Origin of the sequence: Pseudomonas tructae (assembly GCF_004214895.1) — a bacterium.
GTDB lineage: Bacteria > Pseudomonadota > Gammaproteobacteria > Pseudomonadales > Pseudomonadaceae > Aquipseudomonas > Aquipseudomonas tructae.
Genome location: NZ_CP035952.1, coordinates 4022448 through 4047190, shown reverse-complemented (window position 1 = coordinate 4047190; position 24743 = coordinate 4022448). Strand labels below are relative to the sequence as shown.

Genomic DNA, 24743 nt, shown 5'->3' with positions numbered 1-24743 from the left:
GATCAGCCCTTGGTGATCAGGTTGCCGGCGTGCAGCCCGCATTCCTTCTGGGTCGATTCTTCCCACCACCAGCGGCCTTCGCGCTCGTGCTGGTTCGGCAGCACCGGGCGGGTGCAGGGTTCGCAGCCGATGCTGATGAAACCGCGCTCGTGCAGGCTGTTGTACGGCAGCTCGAGCATGCGGATATAGCCCCAAACCTCTTCGCTGCTCATTTGTGCCAGCGGGTTGAACTTGTACAGGGTGTGCTCGGGGCTGGAGAAGGCGCTGTCGATCTCCAGCGCGGCCACCTGGCTGCGGGTGCCCGGGCTCTGGTCACGGCGCTGGCCGGTGGCCCAGGCGCGGACGGTGCTCAGTTTGCGTCGTAACGGTTCAATCTTGCGGATGCCGCAGCACTCGCCATGACCGTCCTTGTAGAAGCTGAACAGGCCTTTCTCTTTGACCAAAGGCTCAAGCTTGCTGTGGTCGGGGGAAAGAATTTCGATCGGCAGCTTGTACTGTTCGCGCACCTGGTCGATGAAACGGTAGGTTTCCGGATGCAGGCGGCCGGTGTCGAGGCTGAACACCTTGACCTGCTTGTTGAGCTTCCAGGCCATGTCCACCAGCACCACATCCTCGGCGCCGCTGAAGGAGATCCACAGGTCATCGCCAAAGTGCTCGAAAGCCAGCTTGAGGATGTCTTGCGGTGACTTGTTGGCGTAGTTCGCGGCCAGGGCGGCGACGTCGAAGGGTTGGCTCATCAGGCGGCTTCCGGTTTTTGAATGGCGCTTGGCGCTCGTAATGCCCTGATCTTAACAAAAATTGCCGGGGTAGACGCCGCGCATGTAGAGTGCGGCTTCCCATTTTTGGCGTTGTTCGAGGAGTGTGCTGTGGAAATTGCCTGTCTCGACCTGGAAGGTGTATTGGTCCCGGAAATCTGGATCGCCTTCGCGGAAAAAACCGGAATCGAATCGCTGCGGGCCACCACCCGTGACATCCCCGATTACGACGTGCTGATGAAACAGCGCCTGCGCATCCTCGATGAGCATGGCCTGAAGCTTTCCGATATCCAGGCAGTGATCGCCACGCTCAAGCCGCTGGACGGTGCCATCGAATTCGTCGACTGGCTGCGTGAGCGCTTTCAGGTGGTGATTCTTTCCGACACCTTCTACGAGTTTTCCCAGCCGCTGATGCGTCAGTTGGGCTTCCCGACACTGCTCTGCCACCGCTTGATCACCGATGAAAGCGATCGGGTCACCGGCTACCAATTGCGCCAGAAAGACCCCAAGCGCCAATCGGTGCTGGCCTTCAAGAGCCTGTACTACCGGGTGATTGCCGCCGGCGACTCGTACAACGACACCAGCATGCTCGGCGAGGCGGATGCGGGGATCCTGTTCCATGCGCCGGACAACGTGATTCGCGAGTTTCCGCAGTTTCCGGCGGTGCATGATTTTGCCGCGCTCAAGCAGGAGTTCATCAAGGCTTCGAATCGCTCGTTGAGCCTGTAAGGCCACCTGCTCCCACAAACCTGTGGGAGCGGGCTTGCCCCGCGATGCTGTTCAAAGGCCCTGCAAGGTCTCGAGCAACACCTTGACCTTGGTAATCGACTCCTCGTACTCCGCCTGCCAGTGCGAATCGGCCACCACCGCGCCACCACCCCAGCAGCACACCTGGCCGTCCTTGACCAGCAGGCTGCGAATGGCGATCGAGCTGTCCATCTCGCCGCGCACGTCCACATACAGCAACGAGCCGCAATACAGGGCGCGACGGCTGGGTTCCAGCTCATCGATGATCTGCATGGCGCGAATCTTCGGTGCGCCGGTGATCGAGCCGCCGGGGAAGCTGTCGGCGATCAGGTCCAGGGCATCCTTGCCAGCGGCCAGGCGGCCGGTGACGCTGCTGACCAGATGATGCACGTTGGGGTAGCTTTCCAGGCTGAACAGCTCCGGCACCTGCACCGAGCCGATCTCGCAGGTGCGCCCCAGGTCGTTGCGCAGCAGGTCGACGATCATCAGGTTCTCGGCGCGATCCTTGTCGCTGCCCAGCAGCTCGGCGGCATTGCGCGCATCCTCGTCGGCATCGCTGCTGCGCGGCCGGGTACCTTTGATCGGGCGGGTTTCTACCTGGCCGTCACTGACCCGGATGAAACGCTCCGGCGAGAAACTCAGCAACGCGCTGCCATCGGCCAGTAACTGGAAGCCCGAATAGGGGGTCGGGCAGGCCTGGCGCAGGGCCTGGTAGGCGTGCCAGGGGTCGCCCTGGCACGGGGCACGGAAGCGCTGGGTCAGGTTGATCTGGTAGCAGTCGCCGGCATGGATGTACTGCTGCACCCGATCAAAGGCCTGGCGGTAGCCGTCTGCGCTGATATCGCCGCGCATCGGCGCCTGCAGCGAAAACCCGGCAACCTCGGCAGTTGCCGGCGCCTCGAACAGTTCAATCAGGCGCTGGCGCTCGGTCTCGCCCAGGCTTGGGTGGAACAGCAATTGGCTGCGCTGTTGCTGGTGATCGCTGATCAGCGCCCAGGCATACAGGCCAAGGCTGGCATCGGCCAGGCCCAGATCATCGACGGCAAGGCTGGGCAGGTGTTCCAGGCGCCGGCCGAAGTCGTAGCTCAAGTAACCGATCAGGCCCCCGGCAAACGGCAATTCAACGCCATCGGGCAGTTGCGCCTGGCCCAGTTGCGCCAGGCATGCACGCAGGCGCTGCAGATAGGCGCTGCCGCTTTCCTCCTCGGTGGGTGCCAGGGTCTGCAGCGGCCAGGCGCTGAGCAGGTCGAAACGGCCGCGTTCGGCGGTTGGCCGGGCGCTGTCGAGCAGCACCGCGCCAGGCGCCTTGCGGATGCGTGCAAAGTAGGTCGCAGGGTCAGCCTGGTAGGGCAGGGGGTGGAGCGTACAGGTCGGCATGCAAGTAACAGCTATGAATGCGGGGGAGGCGATTGTAGTCCCGTGTAGGAAATGCTCCTAGCGCTGACTACGACATTGAGTCTGCCGCCCGCGCCAGCCGGGCAGGCTGACGCGAACGGGGAACGGACTCAGCTCGGCACGTGGCCGAACAGCTCCTGGGCGAAGCGCACGCGCTCCTCGACGGTTTCCTGGCGACCGTCCTTGGCCAATTGCTCCAGGTGGGCCTCGACCGCGTGGGTGCGCAGGGTCAGGCCGCAGTCGTTGGCGATCTGGATGTTCAGGCCGGGGCGGGCATTGAGCTCGAGGATCAACGGGCCCTTGTCCTGGTCCAGGACCATGTCGACACCGATGTAGCCCAGGCCGCACAACTCGTAGCAGCCGGCGGCCAGCTTCATGAAGCCGTCCCAGTTCGGCAGTTGCACGCCGTCCACCGCGTTGGTGGTGTCCGGGTGCTTGCTGATGATGTTGTTCAGCCAGGTGCCGCGCAGGGTCACGCCGGTGGCCAGGTCTACACCCACGCCGATGGCGCCCTGGTGCAGGTTGGCCTTGCCGCCGGACTGGCGGGTCGGCAGCCGTAGCATGGCCATCACCGGGTAGCCCATCAGCACGATGATGCGGATGTCCGGCACGCCTTCGTAGCTGATGCTCTTGAAGATCTGGTCCGGGGTAACCCGGTATTCGATCAGCGCGCGGTCGCGGTGGCCGCCCAGGGAGTAGAGGCCTGTGAGGATGCTGGAGATCTGGTGCTCGATTTCCTCATGGCTGATGATCTTGCCCGAGACCGTGCGGTAACGGTCCTCGAAGCGATCGGCCACCACCAGGATGCCGTCACCGCCGGCACCCTGGGCAGGCTTGACGACAAAGTCGCTGCGCCCGCCGATGATCTCGCCGAGCTTGTCGATCTCTTTCTCGGTGGAAATGATCCCGTACATCTCCGGCACATGGATGCCGGCCTGGATCGCACGCTCCTTGGTGATGATCTTGTCGTCGACGATCGGGTACAAATGGCGCTTGTTGTACTTGAGGACGTAGTCCGCATTGCGCCGGTTGATACCCATGATGCCCCGGGCCTCCAGGGCTTTCCAGGTTTTCCAGAGACCGAACATCAGGCGTCAGCCTTCACGAAAGCCTTGAAACGCACCAGCTCCGTCAGGCGGTAGCCGCGGTAGCGACCCATTGCCAGCATGAAGCCCACCAGAATCAGCAGCACCGCCGGGAAGGTGAAGACGAAGTACACCAGCTCCGGCACGCTCATCAGCAGGTGTGCGACGGAGGCGGCGAACAGGGTGCCGATGGCCACTTTCATGGCATGGCCACCGCCGCGTTCTTCCCAGGTGATCGACAGGCGTTCGATGGTCATGGTCAGGATCACCATCGGGAACAGCGCTACCGACAGGCCGCGCTCCAGGCCCAGCTTGTGGCTGAACAGGCTGATGGCGGCAATCAGTACCACGACGAAGGTCAGTACGACCGACAGGCGCGGCAGCATCTGCAACTTCAGGTGTTCGAGGTAGGAGCGCAGTGACAACCCGAGCGCGGTGATCACCGTGAACAGGATGATGCCAAAGCCCAGCTGGGTTTCGCGGAAGGCCAGGGCGATCAGTACCGGGGTAAAGGTCCCCAGGGTCTGCAGGCCGATCAGGTTGCGCAGCACCAGGATCACCAGCACGCCGATCGGGATCATCACCATGATCATGAAGGTCTGCTGGGTCTGCAGCGGCAGGCCGTACAGCGAGTATTCAAGGAAGTCGGCGTCGGTGTTTTCGTCGGTCAGCTTGGCCAGGCGAATGGCATTCATTTCGCTGTTGTTGAGGCTGAAGCTGACGTTGGCTTTCTTGCCGCCATCGACGGTGATCAGGTTGTCATCACCGGTCCACCACAGCAGGCGGTCGGTCGGCAGGCCCTGTTCGCCGGTGTCCGGGTTGAAGTACAGCCAGTCGGTGCCGTTGAAGCTGCGCAGCCACAGTTCCGGGGTTTGCGGCTGGTCGGCGACCAGGCGGATGGTGTGGACCTTTTCCACCGGGACATGGGCGATGGACAGCAGCAGGTCGATGATCTTGGCCTTGTTCAGCGATGAAGTATCGCCGGCCAGCAGCAACTTGACGTTGTCATCGTTGAGGTTGTTGACCCGCTTGATGGTCTCGCTGACAAAAGTCTCGACGTCGGCCGAGTGCTGGCGAATGGGCGCCATCAGGGCTTCGGCGGCGACCTTTTCCGGGCCTTCGACTGCCAGGCTGTCACGGAAGGTCGGGCCTTTGATCTTGGCCTTTTCGGTGCTGTAGCGCTTGGTCAGTACCAGGCGGTAGTAAAGGGTCTGGTTGCCGCTGGCGCGACGGGCAGACCAGGTCACCTTGCGGTTGCCGTCGACACGGTTGACGCTGACGCCGTAGTTGTTGGAGATGAAACTCTCGTTGAGGCTCACGTAGTCGCGGCTCAGCGGCGGCACGAACATCTGGACCTTGACCGGATCCTTGGGGCTGGCGACGAACTCGACCTTGGCGTCAATGTTCCACAGGTCATCGGTTTCGTCCTCGGTCACCGGAATGCCGAGAAAGAAGATCTGATAGGCCGTGACCAGGACGCCCAGTAGCACCAGGACGGTAATCAGGACTTTCAGGTGGAGGGTAAGAGAGCGCATCGGGATTACTCTGCGGTGTGAGCGTCAGTGGCGCAGGCAGGTTTGCCGGCAGCGTATTTAAGGCTTGGGTCGACCAGCGCATCGAAGTGCTTGAGTGCCTCGGAGCCGATCAGCAGCGGATACTGGAACGCGCTGCGGTCGGTCAGGTTCACTTCGATGCTGCGCAGGGCCGTACCCATGCAGATGTTCATGGCAATCACCGGACGGGCGGTATAGGCCTTGCCTTCGTCCGGGTCGTAATCACCGGCGCGTCGCTTGATCTTGCTGACGCGGGCCAGTGGTCGTTCTATCGGATGCGAATGGGCAGCGTCAATTGCCAGGTAGAAGCGCACCCAGGACTCACCATTGCGCTTGAAGCGCTTGATGTCACGGGCACTGAGCGAGGCGGTCTTGGCCCCGGTGTCGAGTTTGGCCGCCACTTCCAGGTCGATATCGGCCAGGCGGGCGTATTCGTTAAGGCCATACACGGTCTTTTCCGCAGCCTGGCCCAGGGCCGGCAACAGACAAAGACTGAACAACAGTGGGAGGGGCGTAAGTCTCATAAATCCTGGCGCGTTGCTGTGCGATGTTCGGGTCAAGGCCACTGGCAGTTCTGCGCAAGCTTCCTCGTTTACCTGCCACCTGCATATACAGATGACAGACACACTATTCGTGCCCCGTCGGGAGGCGCGGCATTCTATCACGCTGGTGTGCTGGCGCCAGCGGCTGCACTCAGACAACACGGCGGACCTTGAAGTTCGTTCTTAGACGATTGTCGACAATGTTTAATTTGTCTTTGACTATGCGCTGCTGTTTGGCTAGTTTTGCCCTCATTGATTTATGAGGTGTCGACAATATGCTGGACACAGCCCAAGCCCCCAGCGCCGTGGCAGACGACAGCGAAACCCTCTCGGAAAACGTCTTCCGGCGCATTCAGGCAGCCATCGTCAAAGGCGAGATCGCCCCTGGCAGCAAGATCTCGGAGCCGGAGCTGGCGCGCACCTACGGTATCAGCCGCGGGCCGCTGCGCGAGGCGATCCACCGTCTGGAGGGCCAGCGCCTGCTGGTGCGCGTGCCCCATGTCGGGGCGCGGGTGGTGTCGCTCAGCCACGCCGAACTGATCGAGCTGTACGAGATTCGCGAGTCCCTCGAAGGCATGGCCTGCCGGCTGGCCGCCGAGCGTATGAGCGTAGCCGAGATCGACGAGTTGCGCCGGGTGCTCGATACCCACGAGCGCGATGCCACCTTCCAGGCCGGGCTTGGCTATTACCAGCAGGAAGGCGATTTCGACTTCCATTACCGGATCATCCAGGGCAGCGGCAACCGCACCCTGGTGCAGATGCTCTGCGGCGAGCTGTATCAACTGGTGCGCATGTACCGCATCCAGTTCTCCGCCACGCCCAACCGGCCACGCCAGGCGTTCGCCGAACACCACCGGATTCTCGATGCCATCGCCGACCGTGACGGTGAACTGGCCGAGCTCTTGATGCGCCGCCACATCGGCGCCTCCAAACGCAACATCGAGCGTCACTATCTGGACGCTTCCAGCCCACGAGGTGAGTCATGAGTCAGAAAAGCAGTCCCGGCCAGCGCTTTCGCGATGCAGTTGCCGCCGAACACCCGTTGCAGGTGGTCGGTGCCATCAATGCCAACCACGCGCTGCTGGCCCAGCGCGCCGGCTTCAAGGCCATCTACCTGTCGGGTGGCGGCGTAGCTGCAGGCTCCCTGGGCCTGCCTGACCTGGGTATCAGTGGCCTGGATGACGTGCTGACCGACGTACGGCGCATCACCGACGTCTGCGATCTGCCGCTGCTGGTGGACGTGGACACCGGTTTTGGCTCCTCGGCCTTCAACGTCGCCCGTACCGTCAGGTCGATGAGCAAGTTCGGCGCCGCCGCCATCCACATTGAAGACCAGGTTGGCGCCAAGCGTTGCGGTCACCGTCCAAACAAGGAAATCGTCTCCCAGCAGGAGATGGTCGACCGTATCAAGGCCGCTGTCGACGCCCGTACCGACGACAGCTTCGTGATCATGGCGCGCACCGACGCCCTGGCCGTCGAAGGTCTGGAAGCGGCACTGGACCGCGCCGCCGCCTGCATCGAAGCGGGTGCCGACATGGTCTTCCCGGAAGCCATCACTGAGCTTTCGATGTACAAGACCTTCGCTGATCGGGTCAAAGCCCCGATCCTGGCCAACATCACCGAATTCGGTGCCACGCCGCTGTACACCACTGAAGAACTGGCCTCGGTCGATGTCTCGCTGGTGCTGTACCCGCTGTCGGCCTTCCGTGCCATGAACAAGGCTGCGCAAAACGTCTACACCGCGCTGCGTCGCGACGGCACGCAGAAGAACGTCATCGACACCATGCAAACTCGCATGGAGCTGTACGACGCCATCAACTACCACGTGTTCGAGCAGAAGCTCGACGCACTGTTCGCCCAGAAAAAGGGCTGAATGTTCGAATAATGTAGGAGCGGGCTTGCCCCGCGATCAGCCTGAGATTCCATAACAAATTCAAGAAAGGAGAAAGACAATGGCCGAAGCAAAAGTACTCAGTGGTGCCGGCCTGCGTGGTCAAGTGGCCGGGCAAACCGCACTGTCGACCGTGGGCCAGGCCGGTGCCGGGCTGACCTACCGTGGCTACGATGTGCGCGACCTGGCGGCCGGTGCCGAGTTCGAGGAAGTGGCCTACCTGCTGCTGTACGGCGAACTGCCGAGCGCTGCCGAGCTTGCCGACTACAAGCGCAAGCTCAAGGGCCTGCGCGACCTGCCCCAGGCCCTCAAGGAAGTGCTTGAGCGCATCCCGCGCGATGCCCACCCGATGGACGTGATGCGTACCGGTTGCTCGGTGCTCGGTACCCTGGAACCGGAGCTGACGTTCGAGCTGCAGCACGACAAGACCGACCGCCTGCTGGCGCTGTTTCCGGCAGTGATGTGCTATTGGTACCGCTTTAGTCACCACGGCGTGCGCATCGACTGCACCAGCGATGAAGACACCATCGGCGGCCATTTCCTGCACTTGCTGCATGGCAAGAAGCCGAGCGCGCTGCACGTCAAGGTGATGAACGTCTCGCTGATCCTCTATGCCGAGCACGAATTCAACGCCTCGACCTTCACCGCCCGGGTCTGCGCCTCGACCCTGTCCGACCTGTACTCCTGCGTCACTGCTGCCATCGGCTCGCTGCGCGGCCCTCTGCACGGTGGCGCCAACGAAGCGGCGATGGAGCTGATCGAGCGCTTCCAGAGCCCGCAGGAAGCGGTCACCGAGCTGCTGCAGATGCTGGCGCGCAAGGACAAGATCATGGGCTTTGGCCATGCCATCTACAAAGAGTCTGACCCGCGCAACGAGGTGATCAAGGGCTGGGCGAAGCAACTGGCCGACGAAGCGGGCGACAGCGTGCTGTACCCGGTCTCCGAAGCCATCGACAAGACCATGTGGGAGCAGAAGAAGCTGTTCCCCAACGCCGACTTCTACCACGCCTCGGCTTACCACTTCATGGGCATCCCGACCAAGCTGTTCACCCCTATCTTCGTCTGCTCGCGCCTGACCGGCTGGGCGGCGCATGTGTTCGAGCAGCGTGCCAACAACCGCATCATCCGTCCGAGCGCCGAGTACACCGGCGTCGAACAGCGCAAGTTCGTGCCAATCGAACAACGCTGAGACCACCCTGTGGGAGCGGGCTTGCCCCGCGATGCGATGTAGCTGATAGATCGCAATCGCAGGGCAAGCCCGCTCCCACCGGGGGATTGCCACTGCCCTTACCGTGATTGAGTCCCTGTGCCATGAATAGTGAATTTCGCAAGAACCTGCCGGGCACCGACCTGGATTATTTCGACGCCCGCGCGGCGGTCGATGCGATCAAGCCCGGCGCCTATGACCAGCTTCCCTATACCTCCCGCGTACTGGCGGAAAACCTGGTGCGCCGCTGCGATCCGGCCAGCCTCAATGCCTCGCTGGGCCAGCTGATCGAGCGCAAGCGCGACCTCGACTTCCCCTGGTTCCCGGCCCGCGTGGTGTGCCACGATATTCTCGGCCAGACCGCGCTGGTGGACCTGGCCGGGCTGCGCGATGCCATTGCCGACAAGGGCGGCGATCCGGCCCAGGTCAACCCGGTGGTGCCGGTGCAACTGATCGTCGACCACTCCCTGGCAGTGGAATGCGGTGGTTTCGACCCGCAGGCGTTCGACAAGAACCGCGCCATCGAAGACCGTCGCAACGAAGACCGTTTCCACTTCATCAACTGGACCAAGAAGGCGTTCAAGAACGTCGACGTGATCCAGCCGGGCAACGGCATCATGCACCAGATCAACCTGGAGAAGATGTCGCCGGTGATCCATGCCGAGCGCGGTGTGGCCTACCCGGACACCTGCGTCGGCACCGACAGCCACACCCCGCACGTTGACGCCCTGGGCGTGATCGCCATCGGCGTTGGCGGCCTTGAAGCCGAGAACGTCATGCTCGGCCGCGCCTCGTGGATGCGCCTGCCGGAGATCGTCGGCGTCGAGCTCTCGGGCAAGCCGCAGGCGGGCATCACCGCCACCGACGTGGTGCTGGCCCTGACTGAATTCCTGCGCCAGCAAAAAGTGGTCGGCGCCTACCTTGAGTTCTACGGTGAAGGCGCCCGCGCCCTGACTCTGGGCGACCGCGCGACCATCTCCAACATGGCCCCGGAATACGGCGCCACTGCGGCGATGTTCTCCATCGACCAGCAGACCATCGACTACCTCAAGCTCACCGGCCGTGAGGACCAGCAGGTCAAGCTGGTGGAGACCTACGCCAAGGTCGCAGGCCTGTGGTCCGACAGCCTGGCCCATGCCGAGTACGAGCGGGTGCTGCGCTTTGACCTGTCCTGCGTGGTGCGCAACATGGCCGGGCCGTCCAACCCGCACGCCCGGGTCGCCACCAGCGATCTGGCGAGCAAGGGCATTGCCGGCCAGTGGGACGAAGTGCCGGGGCAGATGCCCGATGGTGCGGTGATCATCGCCGCTATTACCAGCTGCACCAACACCAGCAACCCGCGCAACGTGATTGCCGCAGGCCTGCTGGCGCGCAATGCCAACAAGCTTGGCCTGGTGCGCAAGCCGTGGGTGAAATCGTCGTTGGCGCCAGGTTCCAAGACCGTCGCTTTGTACCTCAAAGAAGCGGGCCTGGACGACGAGCTTGAGCAACTCGGTTTTGGCATCGTCGCCTTTGCCTGCACCACCTGCAACGGCATGTCCGGTGCGCTGGACCCGGTGATCCAGCAGGAAATCATCGAGCGCGACCTTTACGCCACCGCCGTGCTCTCGGGCAACCGCAACTTCGATGGGCGTATCCACCCGTACGCCAAGCAGGCGTTCCTGGCTTCGCCGCCGTTGGTGGTGGCCTATGCGATTGCCGGCACCATTCGCTTTGACATCGAAAAAGACGTGCTGGGCGTGGTCGACGGCCAGCAAATCCGCCTCAAGGACATCTGGCCAAGCGACGAAGAGATCGACGCGGTGGTCAAGGCGGCGGTCAAGCCCGAGCAGTTCCGCCAGGTCTACATTCCGATGTTCGCCGTGCAGGAAGACACCGGGCCCAAGGTCACCCCGCTGTACGACTGGCGCCCGATGAGCACCTACATTCGCCGCCCGCCGTACTGGGAAGGCGCCCTGGCCGGCGAGCGCACGCTCAAGGGCATGCGTCCGCTGGCGGTGTTGCCGGACAACATCACCACCGACCACCTGTCGCCGTCCAACGCCATCATGCTCGACAGCGCTGCAGGGGAGTACCTGGCGAAAATGGGCTTGCCGGAGGAAGACTTCAACTCCTACGCCACCCATCGCGGTGACCATCTGACTGCCCAGCGCGCGACCTTTGCCAACCCGAAACTGTTCAACGAAATGGTCCAGCAAGACGGCAAGGTCAAGCAGGGCTCGCTGGCGCGCATCGAGCCCGAAGGCAAGGTCACGCGCATGTGGGAAGCGATCGAAACCTACATGGAGCGCAAGCAGCCGCTGATCATCGTTGCCGGTGCCGACTACGGCCAGGGCTCGTCCCGTGACTGGGCGGCCAAGGGCGTGCGCCTGGCCGGTGTCGAAGCCATTGTTGCCGAAGGCTTCGAGCGTATCCACCGCACCAACCTGGTGGGCATGGGCGTGTTGCCGCTGGAGTTCAAGCCGGGCGTCAACCGCAAGACCCTGGGCATCGAAGGTACCGAGACCTACGACGTTGTTGGCCAGCGCACGCCGCGCGCGACCCTGACCCTGGTCATCACTCGTCACAACGGCGAGCGTATCGAAGTGCCGGTAACGTGCCGCCTGGATACCGCCGAAGAAGTGTCGATCTACGAAGCGGGCGGGGTGCTGCAGCGCTTTGCCCAGGACTTCCTCGAATCGGCGGTAGCGGTTTGACGAACGCCCTGTAGGAGCGGGCTTGCCCCGCGATAGCGATCGTTCAGTCACATCGCATCGCGGGGCAAGCCCGCTCCCACAGGTGGCGATGACAATTACAGGACAAGATTCCATGGCCCATATACCGCAAATCAAAATCCCCGCCACCTACATCCGTGGCGGCACCAGCAAGGGCGTATTCTTTCGCCTCCAGGACCTGCCCGAGCGTGCACAGGTCCCAGGCCCGGCCCGTGACGCCCTGCTGCTGCGGGTCATCGGCAGCCCCGACCCCTATGGCAAGCAGATAGACGGCATGGGCGGCGCGACGTCCAGCACCAGCAAAACCGTGATCCTCTCGCGCAGCATCAAGCCCGAGCACGATGTCGATTACCTGTTCGGCCAGGTCTCGATCGATACCGCTTTTGTCGACTGGAGCGGCAACTGCGGCAACCTGTCGGCGGCGGTCGGCTCGTTCGCCATCAGCGCCGGCCTGGTCGACAGCAGCCGCGTCCCTCATGACGGCGTGGCCGTGGTGCGCATCTGGCAGGCCAATATCGGCAAGACCATCGTCGCCCATGTGCCGATCACCAACGGCGAAGTCCAGGAGACCGGTGACTTCGAGCTGGACGGCGTGACCTTCCCGGCCGCCGAAGTGCAGCTCGAATTCATGGACCCGGCCGCCGACGAAGACGGCGAGGGCGGCTCGATGTTCCCCACCGGCAACCTGGTCGACGACCTGGTGGTGCCCGGCGTCGGCACCCTCAAGGCCACCCTGATCAATGCCGGTATCCCGACCATTTTCATCCAGGCCCAGGACATCGGTTACACCGGCACCGAGCTGCAGGACGCGATCAACGGCGATCCGCAGGCCCTGGCCCGGTTCGAGACCATCCGTGCCTATGGTGCGGTGCGCATGGGTCTGATCGAGCATATCGATCAAGCCGCCAAGCGCCAGCACACACCGAAAGTCGCCTTTGTCGCGCCGCCTGCGGCCTATCAGTCATCCAGTGGTAAAGCCGTGGCCGCCGCCGACGTTGATCTAGTGGTAAGGGCGCTGTCCATGGGCAAGTTGCACCACGCCATGATGGGGACCGCCGCGGTGGCCATCGGTACAGCCGCGGCCGTGCCCGGCACCCTGGTCAACCTCGCTGCCGGCGGTGGCGAGCGCGCCGCCGTACGTTTTGGCCATCCCTCGGGCACCCTGCGCGTTGGCGCCCAGGCCCGGCAGGTGAACGGCGAGTGGACGGTTACCAAAGCAATCATGAGCCGTAGCGCTCGCGTGCTGATGGAGGGCTGGGTGCGGGTACCCGCTGATGCCTTCTGACCAGTAGCGGCGCTTGGCTCCCTGTTACCTACGTCAACAGAGAGATGTGAAATGAGTGCCAACGTTGATCTGAACAACCGCCCCGACTACGACCGGGTGCTGCAGGACATTGCTGACTATGTCCTGAACTACAAGGTCGAGTCGGTGGAGGCGCTGGACACCGCGCGCAACTGCCTGATGGATACCCTGGGCTGTGGCCTGCTGGCGTTGCGTTTTCCGGAATGCACCAAGCACCTGGGGCCGCTGGTGGAAGGCACCGTGGTGCCGTTCGGCGCGCGGGTGCCGGGTACCAGCTACCGCCTGGACCCGGTCAAGGCGGCCTGGGACATCGGTTGCATCGTTCGTTGGCTCGATTACAACGACACCTGGCTGGCTGCCGAGTGGGGGCATCCTTCCGACAACCTTGGTGGCATTCTGGCGGTGGCCGACCACCTGTCGCAAAAGCGTGTGGCCAATGGCGAGGCGCCGTTGAGCATGCGTACGGTGCTTGAGGCAATGATCATGGCCCACGAGATCCAGGGCGTGATTGCTCTGGAAAACTCCTTCAACCGCGTTGGCCTCGATCATGTGCTCCTGGTCAAGGTCGCCTCGACAGCGGTGTGCGCCAAGCTCATGGGCGCCACTCGCGAACAGCTGCTGGCGGCGCTCTCCCACGCCTTTGTCGATGGCCAGGCCTTGCGCACCTACCGTCATGCGCCCAATGCCGGTTCGCGCAAGTCTTGGGCGGCGGGCGATGCTTCCAGCCGTGGCGTGCGCCTGGCCGATATCGCCTTGCGCGGCGAGATGGGCATTCCCGGTGTGCTGAGTGCACCGCAGTGGGGGTTTTATGATGTGCTGTTCAGCCACACCAACAAGGATCTGGCGCTCAAGCCCGAGGACAAGCGAGCCTTCAGCCTGACGCAGAAATACGCCAGCTATGTGATGGAGAACGTGCTGTTCAAGATCAGTTTCCCGGCCGAATTCCATGCCCAGACCGCCTGCGAAGCGGCGGTAACCCTGCACCCGCAGGTGCGTAACCGCCTGGATGAAATCGAGCGCATCGTCATTACCACCCATGAATCGGCGATCCGCATCATCTCCAAGGTCGGCACCCTGGCCAACGCCGCCGACCGCGATCACTGCATTCAGTACATGACCGCCGTGCCGCTGATTTTCGGCAATCTGGTTGCCGAACAGTACGAAGATGATTTTCATGCTGCGCATCCGATCATCGACCGTCTGCGCGAGAAGATGGAGATCGTCGAGGAGCCGCGTTTTTCCCGGGAATACCTGGAGGCCGACAAGCGCTCGATCGCCAATGCCGTGCAGGTGTTCTTCAACGATGGTTCGAGTACGGAGCGGGTGGTGGTGGAGTACCCGATCGGTCATCGCCGGCGCCGGGCCGAGGGCATTCCGTTGCTGGAAGAGAAGTTCAAGGCCAACCTGGCGACGCGCTTTACCGGCCAGCGTTCGGCGCAGATCTTTGCACTGTGCAAGGATCAGGCGGCGCTTGAGGCGACGGCGGTGCATCGGTTTGTTGATCTGTTGGTGATCTGAGGGCTTGTGGGAGCGGGCTTGCCCCGCGATGGCCCGCAAAGCAGGCCCCATAAAAAAGCCCCGCCAATTGGCGGGGCTTTTTGTAACGCTAAGTCAGCTTAGGCTTGAACAACCGGGATCTTGGCGTTCGCAGCAGCTTCACGGAACTCGGCGATCTGGTCGAAGCTCAGGTAGCGGTAAACGTCGGCAGCCATGCTGTCGATGTTCTTCGCGTACTCCATGTACTCTTCGACGGTTGGCAGCTTGCCCAGGATCGAGGCAACGGCAGCCAGCTCGGCAGAAGCCAGGTAGACGTTGGTGGCGTCGCCCAGGCGGTTCGGGAAGTTACGGGTCGACGTGGAGACCACGGTCGAACCGGTCTGCACACGTGCCTGGTTACCCATGCACAGCGAGCAGCCTGGCATTTCCATGCGCGCACCGGCCTTGCCGTAGATGCCGTAGTAGCCTTCTTCGGTCAGCTGGTGGGCGTCCATCTTGGTTGGCGGTGCCAGCCACAGACGGGTAGGGATGCCACCCTTGACCTTGTCCAGCAGCTTGCCGGCAGCGCGGAAGTGGCCGATGTTGGTCATGCACGAGCCGATGAACACTTCGTCGATCTTCTCGCCCTGAACGCTCGACAGCAGGCGTGCGTCGTCCGGGTCGTTCGGCGCGCAGAGCACAGGCTCCTTGACGTCGGCCAGGTCGATTTCGATGATTTCGGCGTATTCGGCATCGGCGTCGGCCGCCAGCAGTTTCGGGTTGGCCAGCCAGGCTTCCATGGCTTGCGCACGGCGCTCCATGGTACGGGCATCGCCGTAGCCTTCGCTGATCATCCAGCGCAGCAGGGTGATGTTCGACTGCAGGTACTCGGCGATGGCCTTCTCTGGCAGCTTGATCGAGCAACCGGCAGCGGAGCGCTCGGCCGAGGCGTCGGACAGTTCGAACGCTTGTTCGACGGTCAGCTCGTCCAGGCCTTCGATTTCCAGGATGCGGCCGGAGAAGGCGTTGATCTTGCCCTTCTTCTCGACGGTCAGCAGGCCTTTCTGGATGGCGTAGTAAGGGATGGCATGAACCAGGTCACGCAGGGTGATGCCTGGCTGCAGTTTGCCCTTGAAGCGCACCAGGATCGACTCCGGCATGTCCAGCGGCATGACGCCGGTGGCAGCGGCGAAGGCGACCAGGCCGGAACCGGCCGGGAACGAGATGCCGATCGGGAAACGGGTGTGCGAGTCACCACCGGTACCGACGGTGTCTGGCAGCAGCATGCGGTTCAGCCAGCTGTGGATGATACCGTCGCCTGGACGCAGGGACACGCCGCCACGGGTGCGGATGAAATCCGGCAGGGTGTGGTGGGTGTTGACGTCGATCGGCTTCGGATAGGCCGCGGTGTGGCAGAACGACTGCATCACCAGGTCGGCGGAGAAGCCCAGGCAGGCGAGGTCTTTGAGCTCGTCGCGGGTCATCGGGCCAGTGGTGTCCTGGGAGCCGACGGTGGTCATCTTGGGTTCGCAGTAGGTGCCCGGGCGCACGCCTTTGCCTTCGGCCAGGCCGCAGGCCTTGCCGACCATCTTCTGCGCCAGGGTGTAGCCCTTGCCGGTGTCGACCGGGGCTTCTGGCAGCTTGAACAGGTCGGTTGGGCCCAGGCCCAGCTCGGCGCGGGCTTTTTCGGTCAGGCCACGGCCGACGATCAGCGGGATACGGCCGCCGGCGCGGACTTCGTCGAGCAGCACTTCGGTCTTGAGCTGGAAGCTGGTGACCAGGTCGTCGCTGCCATGACGGCGCACTTCACCTTTGAACGGGTAAACGTCGATGACGTCGCCCATGGCAAGGTTCGTGCAGTCGAATTCGATCGGCAGGGCGCCGGCGTCTTCCATGGTGTTGTAGAAGATCGGGGCGATCTTGGTGCCGAAGCAGAAGCCGCCGGCACGCTTGTTCGGTACGTAAGGGATGTCGTCGCCGAAGAACCACAGCACCGAGTTGGTGGCGGACTTACGCGAAGAACCGGTACCGACCACGTCACCGACATAGGCGACAGGGAAGCCCTTGGCCTTGACCGCTTCGATCTGGGCCAGCGGGCCGATCGAACCTGGCTGCTGAGGCTCGATGCCGTCACGGGCCATTTTCAGCATGGCCAGCGCGTGCAGCGGGATGTCTGGGCGCGACCAGGCATCCGGGGCAGGGGACAGGTCGTCGGTGTTGGTTTCGCCAGGCACCTTGAACACGGTCAGGGTGTACTTGTCGGCGATGGCCGGACGGGCGGTGAACCATTCACCGGCGGCCCAGGAGTCCAGCACGGCCTTGGCGTGGGCGTTGCCCGCCTTGGCTTTTTCTGCGACGTCGTGGAACGCATCGAACATCAGCAGGGTGTGCTTGAGTTGTTCGGCAGCGACGGCAGCCAGTTCGGCGTCGTCCAGCAGCTCGACCATGGTGGCGATGTTGTAGCCGCCCTGCATGGTGCCCAGCAGCTCTACGGCGCGCTTCTTGTCGAGCAGCGGGGAGCTGGCTTCGCCCTTGGCGACGGCGGACAGGAAACCGGCCTTGACGTAGGCAGCTTCGTCCACGCCTGGTGGAATGCGGTTGGTGATCAGATCAACGAGGAAGGCTTCTTCGCCAGCCGGAGGATTCTTCAGCAGCTCGACCAGGCCTGCGGTTTGTTCGGCGTTAAGCGGCTGGGGCACGATACCCTGGGCGGCACGCTCTTCGATGTGTTTGCGGTAGGCTTCAAGCACAGTTATTACCCTCATCAGTGGTCCCAAATGGGTGTCCGGGACGCTCATCCAGAAATTCCGGCAGCCGTGCGCAATACGGCTTCTTGGGCCGCGTAGCCAGGGTTGCAGGAAATCCTTACAGAAGCTGCTTTCAAAGTTTTACGCCTGTAGAACGGAGGCTGATGAGGGCTGGCGCGGGACATGCGCGAAGCGAATATCCCGGGCCAACGCCGTTCTACCGGATCAACTGTGCTCGTGACGCTTTGAAAACAGCTTCTAACGGACATTGCTGCCTTGAAAAGGCCGGATGATTCTACGGCAAAAAGTCGATAAAGGTAAGGCGCGCTGGATGACTTTAGCGGGTGACCCCCGTTAGACAAAGGGCTAACATGACAGCCTGTTCCACCGCGAAGCTGCCTTACTTTTCATGTCCAATCAGTCAATTAAAACGCCCTGTGTCGGCCTCTGCTCCACGGTTTACGGGGATCTGGTGTGCCGCGGCTGCAAGCGTTTTCATCATGAAGTGATCAACTGGAACGGCTACAACGAAGATGAGAAGCGTGCGGTGTGGCTGCGCCTGGAGCAGTTGCTGGTGCAGGTCATGGTGGCCAAACTTGAAGTCTTTGATGCCACGCGCCTGCGCCAGCAACTGGAAATGCGCAAGATCCGCTTCGTGGTGCACCAGTCCGAATACTGCTGGGCCTATCAATTGATTGCCCGCGGGGCGCGGGTGATCCGTGAGCTGGAGGCCTACGGCATGGTGCTGCTGCCGGAGTTTCGCGACTGGGAACTGCCCGAGTTGCGCGATGCCATTGATCGGGAATTCTTCCTGCTGTCCGAAGCCCACTATCAGCGTTACATCGCGCCGGGGTTTCTCAGGGATGCCTTGGGTTAGGCAGTGAATGCATCGCGGGGCAAGCCTGCTCCTACAGGTGCCGTAGGAGCGGGCTTGCCCCGCGATGAGACCCTCAGCCCTGCGCCAGTTCGGTAAGGTGCACCTTCACTTCCTCGGTCTTGAGCACCAGCACATCGCATTCCAGCGAATCAAGCACCACCTCGGCAGTATTACCGATCAACGCCCCGGAAATCCCGGTGCGCGCCACGGTACCGATCACCGTCACCACTGCATCGTATTTGCTGGCGGTGTAGGGAATCAGCACATCCGCCGGCCCTTCGGCCACATGCAGGCGGTCGTCCTTGATATCGAACTCGGCCTGGAACGCTGCGCATTCCTCGCGATAGCGTTGCTCGATGGTTTCTTTCAATTGGTAGACCGGGTCCGCCGCCGACAGCATCGGTGATGGATGGGCGCTGATTACATGCAGGTTGCCCTTGGCCAGATTGGCGATCTCGTAGCCGTGGTCGATGATGCTTTTGTGCAGCAGGCGATGCGCCTCGTCATGGTTGCCGACGTCCACTGCTGCGAGGATCACCCCGCCAGTCCAAGGGCGTTCGGTCTTGACCATCAGCACCGCGCACGGGCACTGGCGCAGCAGCTTCCAGTCGCTGGGGGTGAGCAGGGCTTTTTTCAGCGGATTGTCCGGGCGGTGCTCCTTGATCACCAGGTCGCAGCCTTCGGCTTGCTGCACACCGATGATCGACTCGTGCAGGGTGTCGTGCCAGGCCTGCTCCTGGGTCACGTTGTCATAGCCGTCGTCATGCAGTTGGCTGGCCAGCAGGCTGAGCAGGGCGCTGTGGTCCTGTTTCTTGTCGCACATCAACAGGTGCAGGCGCGCGCCGGTGACGCCGGCGATCAGTTTGGCCCGGGTCAGCGCGCGGCTGTGGGCATGCTCGGGATCAAGTACCACCAGGATGCTACGTACTGCTTGCATGAGCGTGAACTCCCTTCATGAATGGCGGCCAATGCCTGACTATAGTCGGCGCCAACTGCAATGGGCGTTGATATGTATCAAGCATAGTTGACTGGTGATCGCCGCTGCCGCCGGTATAATCGCCGCTCTTGCCGTTTGCCCTGCCTGTTTGTGAGCCTATGTCCCTTATTCCCGAAATCGAAGCCTTCCTTGGCTGCCGTACCCCTGACGCCTGGGTCCAGGCGGCGCTTGCCGACCAGGAAACCCTGCTGATCGATCACAAGAACTGCGAGTTCAAGGCCGCCAGCACCGCGCTGAGCCTGATGGCCAAGTACAACACCCACCTTGACCTGATCAACATGATGTCGCGTCTGGCCCGTGAAGAGCTGGTACACCACGAGCAGGTGCTGCGCCTGATGAAACGCCGCAAGATTGGCCTGCGGCCGTTGTCGGCCGGGCGCTATGCCTCGGGCCTGCGCCGGGTGGTGCGCACCCATGAACCGGTGAAGCTGGTGGACACCCTGGTGGTGGGGGCGTTCATCGAAGCGCGCAGCTGCGAGCGTTTTGCCGCGCTGGTACCGCACCTGGACGAGGAGCTGGGCAAGTTCTATCACGGCTTGCTCAACAGCGAGGCGCGGCACTACCAGGGTTACCTGAAGCTTGCCCACCAGTACGGTGAGGCGGCGGATATCGAGCGGGTGGTGGAGAAGGTTAGGGCGGTCGAGGCCGAACTGATCAGCAGCCCGGATGAAGAGTTTCGCTTTCATAGTGGCGTGCCTGCCTAAGCCTCATCGCGGGGCAAGCCCGCTCCCACAAAACCTGTGGGAGCGGGCTTGCCCAGCGATGGCCTTCTATCATCCAAATAATAAGCAAGCTAATTAATGTCTTGACGTTAGCTGCCTAAGCAGTAACATTGTGTAACTTACTGCCTAAGCAGGTATCTACGTCCATGCAGCACTACACCCCGGAAAACTTCCAGAACTGCACCCTCGGCATGCTTCTGGGCCGCGCCGCGCTGGTCAAGGACCGCATCCTCGATAGCCATATGCAGCCCTACGGCGTCACCGCCGCGCAGTTCAAGGTGCTGATCATCGTCGCCCAGTACGGCGTCGACACCCCGGCCGAGCTGTGCCGTTATCTGTCGGTGGACAGCGGTTCGATGACGCGCATGCTCGACCGCCTCGAGCAAAAAGACCTGATCATCCGCCGCCGCTGCCCTGACGACCGCCGGCAGATTCGTCTGGAGCTCAGCGAAGAGGGCCAGAAGCTCGCCGACCAGTTGCCGCAGATCGGTGCTGCGGCGATGAACGAGCTGGTTGGGGTGCTCGAACCCGGCGAGCTGGCCACCCTCGAAGCCATTCTGACCAAGGTGCTGCTGGCTGCCGGCGACACCCTGACAGCCATGCGTGTGGGGGCCAAATGAGCACCAGGCTCCCTGTTTTCGACTTCACGCATTCACTAAGCCAAGGTATCTGAAATGGCCACTATTTCTTCTGCGGATGACACCACCCAGGACCTCGACAACGCGCGCAAGCGCAAAACCTGGTTGCTGGCGTTGGTGCTGCTGATTGTTGTCGGCGGCGCTGCGGTCTGGGCCTGGCATGAACTCTATGGGCGCTGGAGCGAGGAGACCGACGATGCCTATGTCAACGGCAACGTGGTGGAAATCACCCCGCAGGTGACCGGCACCGTGGTCAGCATTGGCGCGGACGATGGCGACCTGGTCCATGAAGGGCAAGTGCTCATCGCGTTCGACCCAAGCGATGCCGAGGTTGGCCTGCAAGCTGCGCAAGCCAAGCTGGCCCGTGCCGTGCGCCAGGTGCGCGGGCTGTACAGCAACGTCGATGGCAAGAAAGCCCAGGTGGCTGCGCGCCAGGCCGAGCTGCAAAAGGCCCAGGACAACTTCAATCGTCGCCGGACCCTGGCGGCTGGCGGCGCCATCTCCCAGGAAGAACTGTCCCATGCCCGCGACGACCTGTCGTCGGCCCAGAGTGCCTTGAGTGATGCCCGGCAGCAGCTCAACACCACCACCGCGCTGGTGGATGACACCGTGGTGTCGTCGCACCCCGAAGTGATGGCCGCTGCCGCCGAACTGCGTCAGGCCTACCTGAACAACGCCCGCACCACCCTGGTTGCACCGGTCACCGGTTACGTGGCCAAACGCACGGTACAACTGGGCCAGCGCCTGCAGCCGGGCATTGCGACCATGGCAGTCATCCCCCTGGACCAGCTGTGGATTGATGCCAACTTCAAGGAAACCCAGCTGCGCAACATGCGCATTGGACAGCCGGTGGACATCGTCGCCGACCTGTATGGCAGCGACGTCAAATACAGCGGCACCATCGACAGCCTCGGTGCCGGTACCGGCAGCGCCTTTGCCTTGCTGCCGGCGCAGAACGCCACCGGCAACTGGATCAAGATCGTCCAGCGGGTACCGGTGCGTATTCATATCAATGCCGAGCAACTGGCCAAGCACCCGTTGCGTGTCGGCCTGTCGACCCAGGTCGACGTCGATCTGCACGACCAGAGCGGCCCGGTCCTGGCCCAGCAACCGCCGCAAAAGGCGTCGTTTGCCACCCAGGTGTACGACCGTCAGCTGGTCGAGGCCGATACCCTGATCACCAAACTGATCCATGACAACAGCGCAGGCTCCAGCAAGACGGCGCAGCGATGAGCGGCACCCAGGCTTCCTTCACACCGCCAAGCCTGTTGCTGACCACCATTGGCCTGTCGCTGGCGACCTTCATGCAGGTGCTCGACACCACCATCGCCAACGTGGCGTTGCCGACCATTTCCGGCAACCTGGGCGTAAGCTCGGAGCAGGGCACCTGGGTCATCACCTCGTTTGCGGTGAGCAACGCCATTGCCTTGCCGCTGACCGGCTGGCTGAGCCGGCGCTTCGGTGAGGTCAAGCTGTTCATCTGGGCCACGCTGCTGTTCGTGCTGGCCTCGTTCCTCTGTGGGATTGCCCAGTCGATGCCTGAGCTGGTCGGCTTTCGCGTGCTCCAGGGCATCGTTGCCGGGCCGCTGTACCCGATGACCCAGACCCTGCTGATTGCGGTCTATCCGCCGGCCAAACGCGGCATGGCGCTGGCGCTGCTGGCGATGGTCACGGTGGTGGCGCCGATTGCCGGGCCGATCCTCGGCGGCTGGATCACCGACAGCTACAGCTGGCCGTGGATTTTCTTCATCAACGTGCCGATCGGCCTGTTCGCCGCGGCCGTGGTGCGCCAGCAGATGCGCAGCCGCCCGGTCAGCACCAGCCGCCAGCCCATGGACTACATCGGCCTGCTGAGCCTGGTTGTCGGCGTCGGGGCGTTGCAGATCGTGCTGGACAAGGGCAATGACCTGGACTGGTTCGAATCCAGCTTCATCGTCATTGGCAGCCTGATCTCGGTGGTGTTCCTGGCGGTGTTCATCATTTGGGAACTGACTGACAAGCACCCGGTGGTCAACCTGCGCTTGTTCGCGCACCGCAACTTTCGCATCGGCACCATCGTGCTGGTCGGCGGTTATGCCGGGTTCTTCGGCATTAACCTGATCCTGCCGCAGTGGCTGCAGACGCAAATGGGCTACACCGCCACCTGGGCGGGCCTGGCGGTGGCGCCGATCGGCCTGTTGCCGGTGCTGATGTCGCCGTTTGTCGGCAAGTACGCGCACAAGTTCGACCTACGCCTGCTGGCTGGGCTTGCGTTCCTGGCGATCGGCACCAGTTGCTTCATGCGCGCAGGCTTCACCAACGAAGTGGACTTCCAGCACATCGCCCTGGTGCAGTTGTTCATGGGCATCGGCGTGGCGCTGTTCTTCATGCCGACCTTGAGCATCCTGCTGTCTGACCTGCCGCCTCATCAGATCGCCGACGGCTCGGGGCTGGCGACCTTCCTGCGGACCCTGGGCGGTAGCTTTGCCGCCTCGTTGACCACCTGGATCTGGATTCGCCGGGCCGACCAGCATCATGCCTACCTGAGTGAAAGCATCAGCACCTTCGAGCCGGCCACCCGCGAGGCGCTGAACCAGTTGGGCGGGGCGAGCGGGCAGTCATATGCACAGCTGGAGCGGATGCTCGGCAGCCAGGCGTACATGATGTCGACGGTGGATTACTTCACCCTGATGGGCTGGATTTTCGCAGGCTTGATACTGCTGGTATGGCTGGCCAAGCCGCCGTTTGCGGCCAAGGCCGGGCCGGCGTCGGCGGGGCACTGACAATCGCGGGGCAAGCCCGCTCCCACGATGGGAGCGGGCTTGCCCCGCGATGAGGCTTCAAGGAAAAGCAAAAGGTTGCAGTTGAAACCCGTGCTCATCCACTTCCAGCGCCCAGCCTTGCCGGTCCCAATCCCCCAGCACGATGCGCCGCGCCGGTTGATCGCCAACCACCAGCTTGTGAATCGCCGGTCGATGGGTATGGCCATGCACCAGGGTGCGAACCCCGAACTGCTGCATGATCCGCGGCACTTCCTCGGCGGTCACATCGACAATGTCGTTGGCCTTCATCCGCGTCTGCGCCCGGCTTTCGCTGCGCAGCTTGCGTGCAAGCTTTTGCCGGGTGCTCAGCGGCAGGTGCCGAAGAATCCACAGGCTCAGCGGGTTGCGCAGGTAACGGCGCATTTTCATGTAGGCCAGGTCGCGGGTGCACAGGCTGTCGCCGTGCATCAGCAACACCGGCTCACCACCCATCTCGACCACGCTCGGGTCGGCCAGCAGGGTTGCGCCTGCGGCCTTGCAAAAGGCCTGGCCGAGCAGGAAGTCGCGGTTGCCGTGCATCAAAAAGACCTGCGTACCGCTGTCGCTCAAGGCGCGCAGGGCCTGGCAGATCGAGGTCTGGAACGGCGTCATGGCGTCGTCGCCGATCCACGCCTCGAAGAAGTCACCGAGGATGTACAGCGCCTCGGCGTGCCGCGCGCGACCGTCGAGCAGATCAACAAACGCCCGGGTAATGTCCGGGCGTTCTTCTTGCAGGTGCAGATCAGAGATCAGCAGTATCACTCAATGATCTCGGCTTTCTCGATGATCACGTCGTCCTTCGGCACGTCCTGGTGGCCGGACTTGGAACCGGTGGCGACTTTCTCGATGGCGTCGACCACTTCACGGCCTTCGGTCACTTTGCCGAATACCGCGTAGCCCCAACCTTGCACGTTCTTGCCGCTGTGGTTGAGGAAGTCGTTGTCCGAGGCATTGATGAAGAACTGTGCAGAGGCCGAATGCGGCTCCATGGTACGGGCCATGGCGATGCTGTACTTGTCATTCTTCAGGCCGTTGTCAGCTTCGTTCTGGATGCTGGCACGCTTGTCACGTTTTTCGTTCATGCCTGGCTCGAAACCGCCGCCCTGGATCATGAAGCCCTTGATCACGCGGTGGAACACGGTGTTGCTGTAGTGGCCAGCCTTAACGTACTCGATGAAGTTGGCCACGGTGATCGGGGCTTTCTCGGCGTTCAGCTCGATGACGATGTCGCCGTGGTTGGTGGTCAATTTGATTTTGGACATGTTGAAATTCGCTCTATTCGGAGTTTTTGCGGGGGGTAGCTTCCAGCTTCAA

At 62.6% G+C, this 24743-nt stretch carries 21 protein-coding genes; 12 read left to right on the top strand and 9 right to left on the bottom strand.

What is annotated here, in order from left to right:
- Nucleotides 1-2: 2 nt before the first annotated feature.
- Nucleotides 3-737: a phosphoadenylyl-sulfate reductase gene (locus tag EXN22_RS18445; protein WP_130265421.1), complete on the bottom strand. Its 735-nt coding sequence runs from the start codon at nt 735-737 to the stop codon at nt 3-5.
- 129 nt (nt 738-866) lie between these two features.
- Here EXN22_RS18445 and thrH point away from each other — a divergent pair, with 129 nt between their 5' ends.
- Nucleotides 867-1484, top strand: coding sequence for a bifunctional phosphoserine phosphatase/homoserine phosphotransferase ThrH (thrH, locus tag EXN22_RS18440; protein ID WP_130265420.1), 618 nt, complete (start codon nt 867-869; stop codon nt 1482-1484).
- Between the two features lie 51 nt (nt 1485-1535).
- Here the strand turns inward: thrH and pabB are convergent, their stop codons facing one another.
- From pabB to rloA, 4 genes are all read right to left on the bottom strand, one after another.
- The gene (gene pabB, locus EXN22_RS18435) at nt 1536-2879 is read right to left on the bottom strand and encodes an aminodeoxychorismate synthase component I (RefSeq protein WP_130265419.1); all 1344 of its coding nucleotides are present in this window, start codon (nt 2877-2879) and stop codon (nt 1536-1538) included.
- 128 nt (nt 2880-3007) lie between these two features.
- Nucleotides 3008-3985 carry an alpha-L-glutamate ligase-like protein gene (locus EXN22_RS18430; RefSeq protein WP_130265418.1) on the bottom strand — a complete coding sequence of 326 codons (978 nt, stop codon included), beginning with the start codon at nt 3983-3985 and terminating at the stop codon, nt 3008-3010.
- On the bottom strand, nt 3985-5517 hold the full coding sequence (rloB, locus tag EXN22_RS18425; protein ID WP_130265417.1) for an osmotic stress tolerance membrane protein RloB: 1533 nt from the start codon (nt 5515-5517) through the stop codon (nt 3985-3987). Before rloB ends, EXN22_RS18430 begins: the two co-directional genes overlap by 1 nt.
- Before the next feature lie 5 nt (nt 5518-5522).
- Nucleotides 5523-6059, bottom strand: coding sequence for a retropepsin-like aspartic peptidase RloA (gene rloA, locus EXN22_RS18420; RefSeq protein WP_026001282.1), 537 nt, complete (start codon nt 6057-6059; stop codon nt 5523-5525).
- Nucleotides 6060-6352: 293 nt separating this feature from the next.
- On the opposite strand from rloA, the gene EXN22_RS18415 reads away from it, so the two are divergent.
- From EXN22_RS18415 to prpD, 6 genes are all read left to right on the top strand, one after another.
- Nucleotides 6353-7063 carry a GntR family transcriptional regulator gene (locus EXN22_RS18415; RefSeq protein WP_130265416.1) on the top strand — a complete coding sequence of 237 codons (711 nt, stop codon included), beginning with the start codon at nt 6353-6355 and terminating at the stop codon, nt 7061-7063.
- Nucleotides 7060-7950, top strand: a complete 891-nt coding sequence (gene prpB / locus EXN22_RS18410; RefSeq protein ID WP_130265415.1) for a methylisocitrate lyase — start codon at nt 7060-7062, stop codon at nt 7948-7950. Before EXN22_RS18415 ends, prpB begins: the two co-directional genes overlap by 4 nt.
- 79 nt (nt 7951-8029) lie before the next feature.
- Entirely contained in the window at nt 8030-9157 is a 1128-nt protein-coding gene (gene prpC / locus EXN22_RS18405) for a bifunctional 2-methylcitrate synthase/citrate synthase (RefSeq protein ID WP_130265414.1), read from the top strand.
- Between the two features lie 122 nt (nt 9158-9279).
- Entirely contained in the window at nt 9280-11871 is a 2592-nt protein-coding gene (acnD, locus tag EXN22_RS18400; protein ID WP_130265413.1) for a Fe/S-dependent 2-methylisocitrate dehydratase AcnD, read from the top strand.
- 112 nt (nt 11872-11983) lie between these two features.
- On the top strand, nt 11984-13174 hold the full coding sequence (gene prpF, locus EXN22_RS18395; protein ID WP_130265412.1) for a 2-methylaconitate cis-trans isomerase PrpF: 1191 nt from the start codon (nt 11984-11986) through the stop codon (nt 13172-13174).
- 51 nt (nt 13175-13225) lie between these two features.
- Nucleotides 13226-14710: a 2-methylcitrate dehydratase gene (gene prpD, locus EXN22_RS18390; protein ID WP_130265411.1), complete on the top strand. Its 1485-nt coding sequence runs from the start codon at nt 13226-13228 to the stop codon at nt 14708-14710.
- Between the two features lie 98 nt (nt 14711-14808).
- Here prpD and acnB read toward each other — a convergent pair whose 3' ends face one another.
- The gene (gene acnB, locus EXN22_RS18385) at nt 14809-17418 is read right to left on the bottom strand and encodes a bifunctional aconitate hydratase 2/2-methylisocitrate dehydratase (RefSeq protein ID WP_130266861.1); all 2610 of its coding nucleotides are present in this window, start codon (nt 17416-17418) and stop codon (nt 14809-14811) included.
- 406 nt (nt 17419-17824) lie between these two features.
- Between acnB and EXN22_RS18380 the strand changes: the two genes are divergently transcribed.
- Nucleotides 17825-18292, top strand: a complete 468-nt coding sequence (locus EXN22_RS18380) for a DUF1289 domain-containing protein (protein ID WP_130265410.1) — start codon at nt 17825-17827, stop codon at nt 18290-18292.
- Between the two features lie 73 nt (nt 18293-18365).
- Here EXN22_RS18380 and EXN22_RS18375 read toward each other — a convergent pair whose 3' ends face one another.
- Nucleotides 18366-19229, bottom strand: a complete 864-nt coding sequence (locus tag EXN22_RS18375; RefSeq protein ID WP_130265409.1) for a universal stress protein — start codon at nt 19227-19229, stop codon at nt 18366-18368.
- 158 nt (nt 19230-19387) lie between these two features.
- Here EXN22_RS18375 and miaE point away from each other — a divergent pair, with 158 nt between their 5' ends.
- The 4 genes from miaE to EXN22_RS18355 all read left to right on the top strand — a co-directional run bounded on the left by miaE (nt 19388) and on the right by EXN22_RS18355 (nt 23411).
- Nucleotides 19388-19993, top strand: coding sequence for a tRNA-(ms[2]io[6]A)-hydroxylase (gene miaE / locus EXN22_RS18370; protein ID WP_130265408.1), 606 nt, complete (start codon nt 19388-19390; stop codon nt 19991-19993).
- A gap of 164 nt (nt 19994-20157) precedes the next feature.
- A complete protein-coding gene (locus EXN22_RS18365; RefSeq protein WP_130265407.1) occupies nt 20158-20631 on the top strand; it encodes a MarR family winged helix-turn-helix transcriptional regulator in 474 nt (157 codons plus the stop codon).
- Nucleotides 20632-20685: 54 nt separating this feature from the next.
- The gene (locus EXN22_RS18360) at nt 20686-21882 is read left to right on the top strand and encodes an HlyD family secretion protein (RefSeq protein ID WP_130265406.1); all 1197 of its coding nucleotides are present in this window, start codon (nt 20686-20688) and stop codon (nt 21880-21882) included.
- Nucleotides 21879-23411: a DHA2 family efflux MFS transporter permease subunit gene (locus tag EXN22_RS18355; protein WP_130265405.1), complete on the top strand. Its 1533-nt coding sequence runs from the start codon at nt 21879-21881 to the stop codon at nt 23409-23411. The genes EXN22_RS18360 and EXN22_RS18355 overlap by 4 nt, the downstream gene beginning before the upstream one ends.
- Nucleotides 23412-23468: 57 nt before the next feature.
- On the opposite strand, the gene lpxH is transcribed toward EXN22_RS18355, so the two are convergent.
- Together lpxH and EXN22_RS18345 are read right to left on the bottom strand one after the other, a co-directional pair.
- A complete protein-coding gene (lpxH, locus tag EXN22_RS18350) occupies nt 23469-24191 on the bottom strand; it encodes a UDP-2,3-diacylglucosamine diphosphatase (RefSeq protein ID WP_130265404.1) in 723 nt (240 codons plus the stop codon).
- A complete protein-coding gene (locus tag EXN22_RS18345; protein WP_130265403.1) occupies nt 24188-24691 on the bottom strand; it encodes a peptidylprolyl isomerase in 504 nt (167 codons plus the stop codon). Before EXN22_RS18345 ends, lpxH begins: the two co-directional genes overlap by 4 nt.
- Nucleotides 24692-24743: the final 52 nt, after the last annotated feature.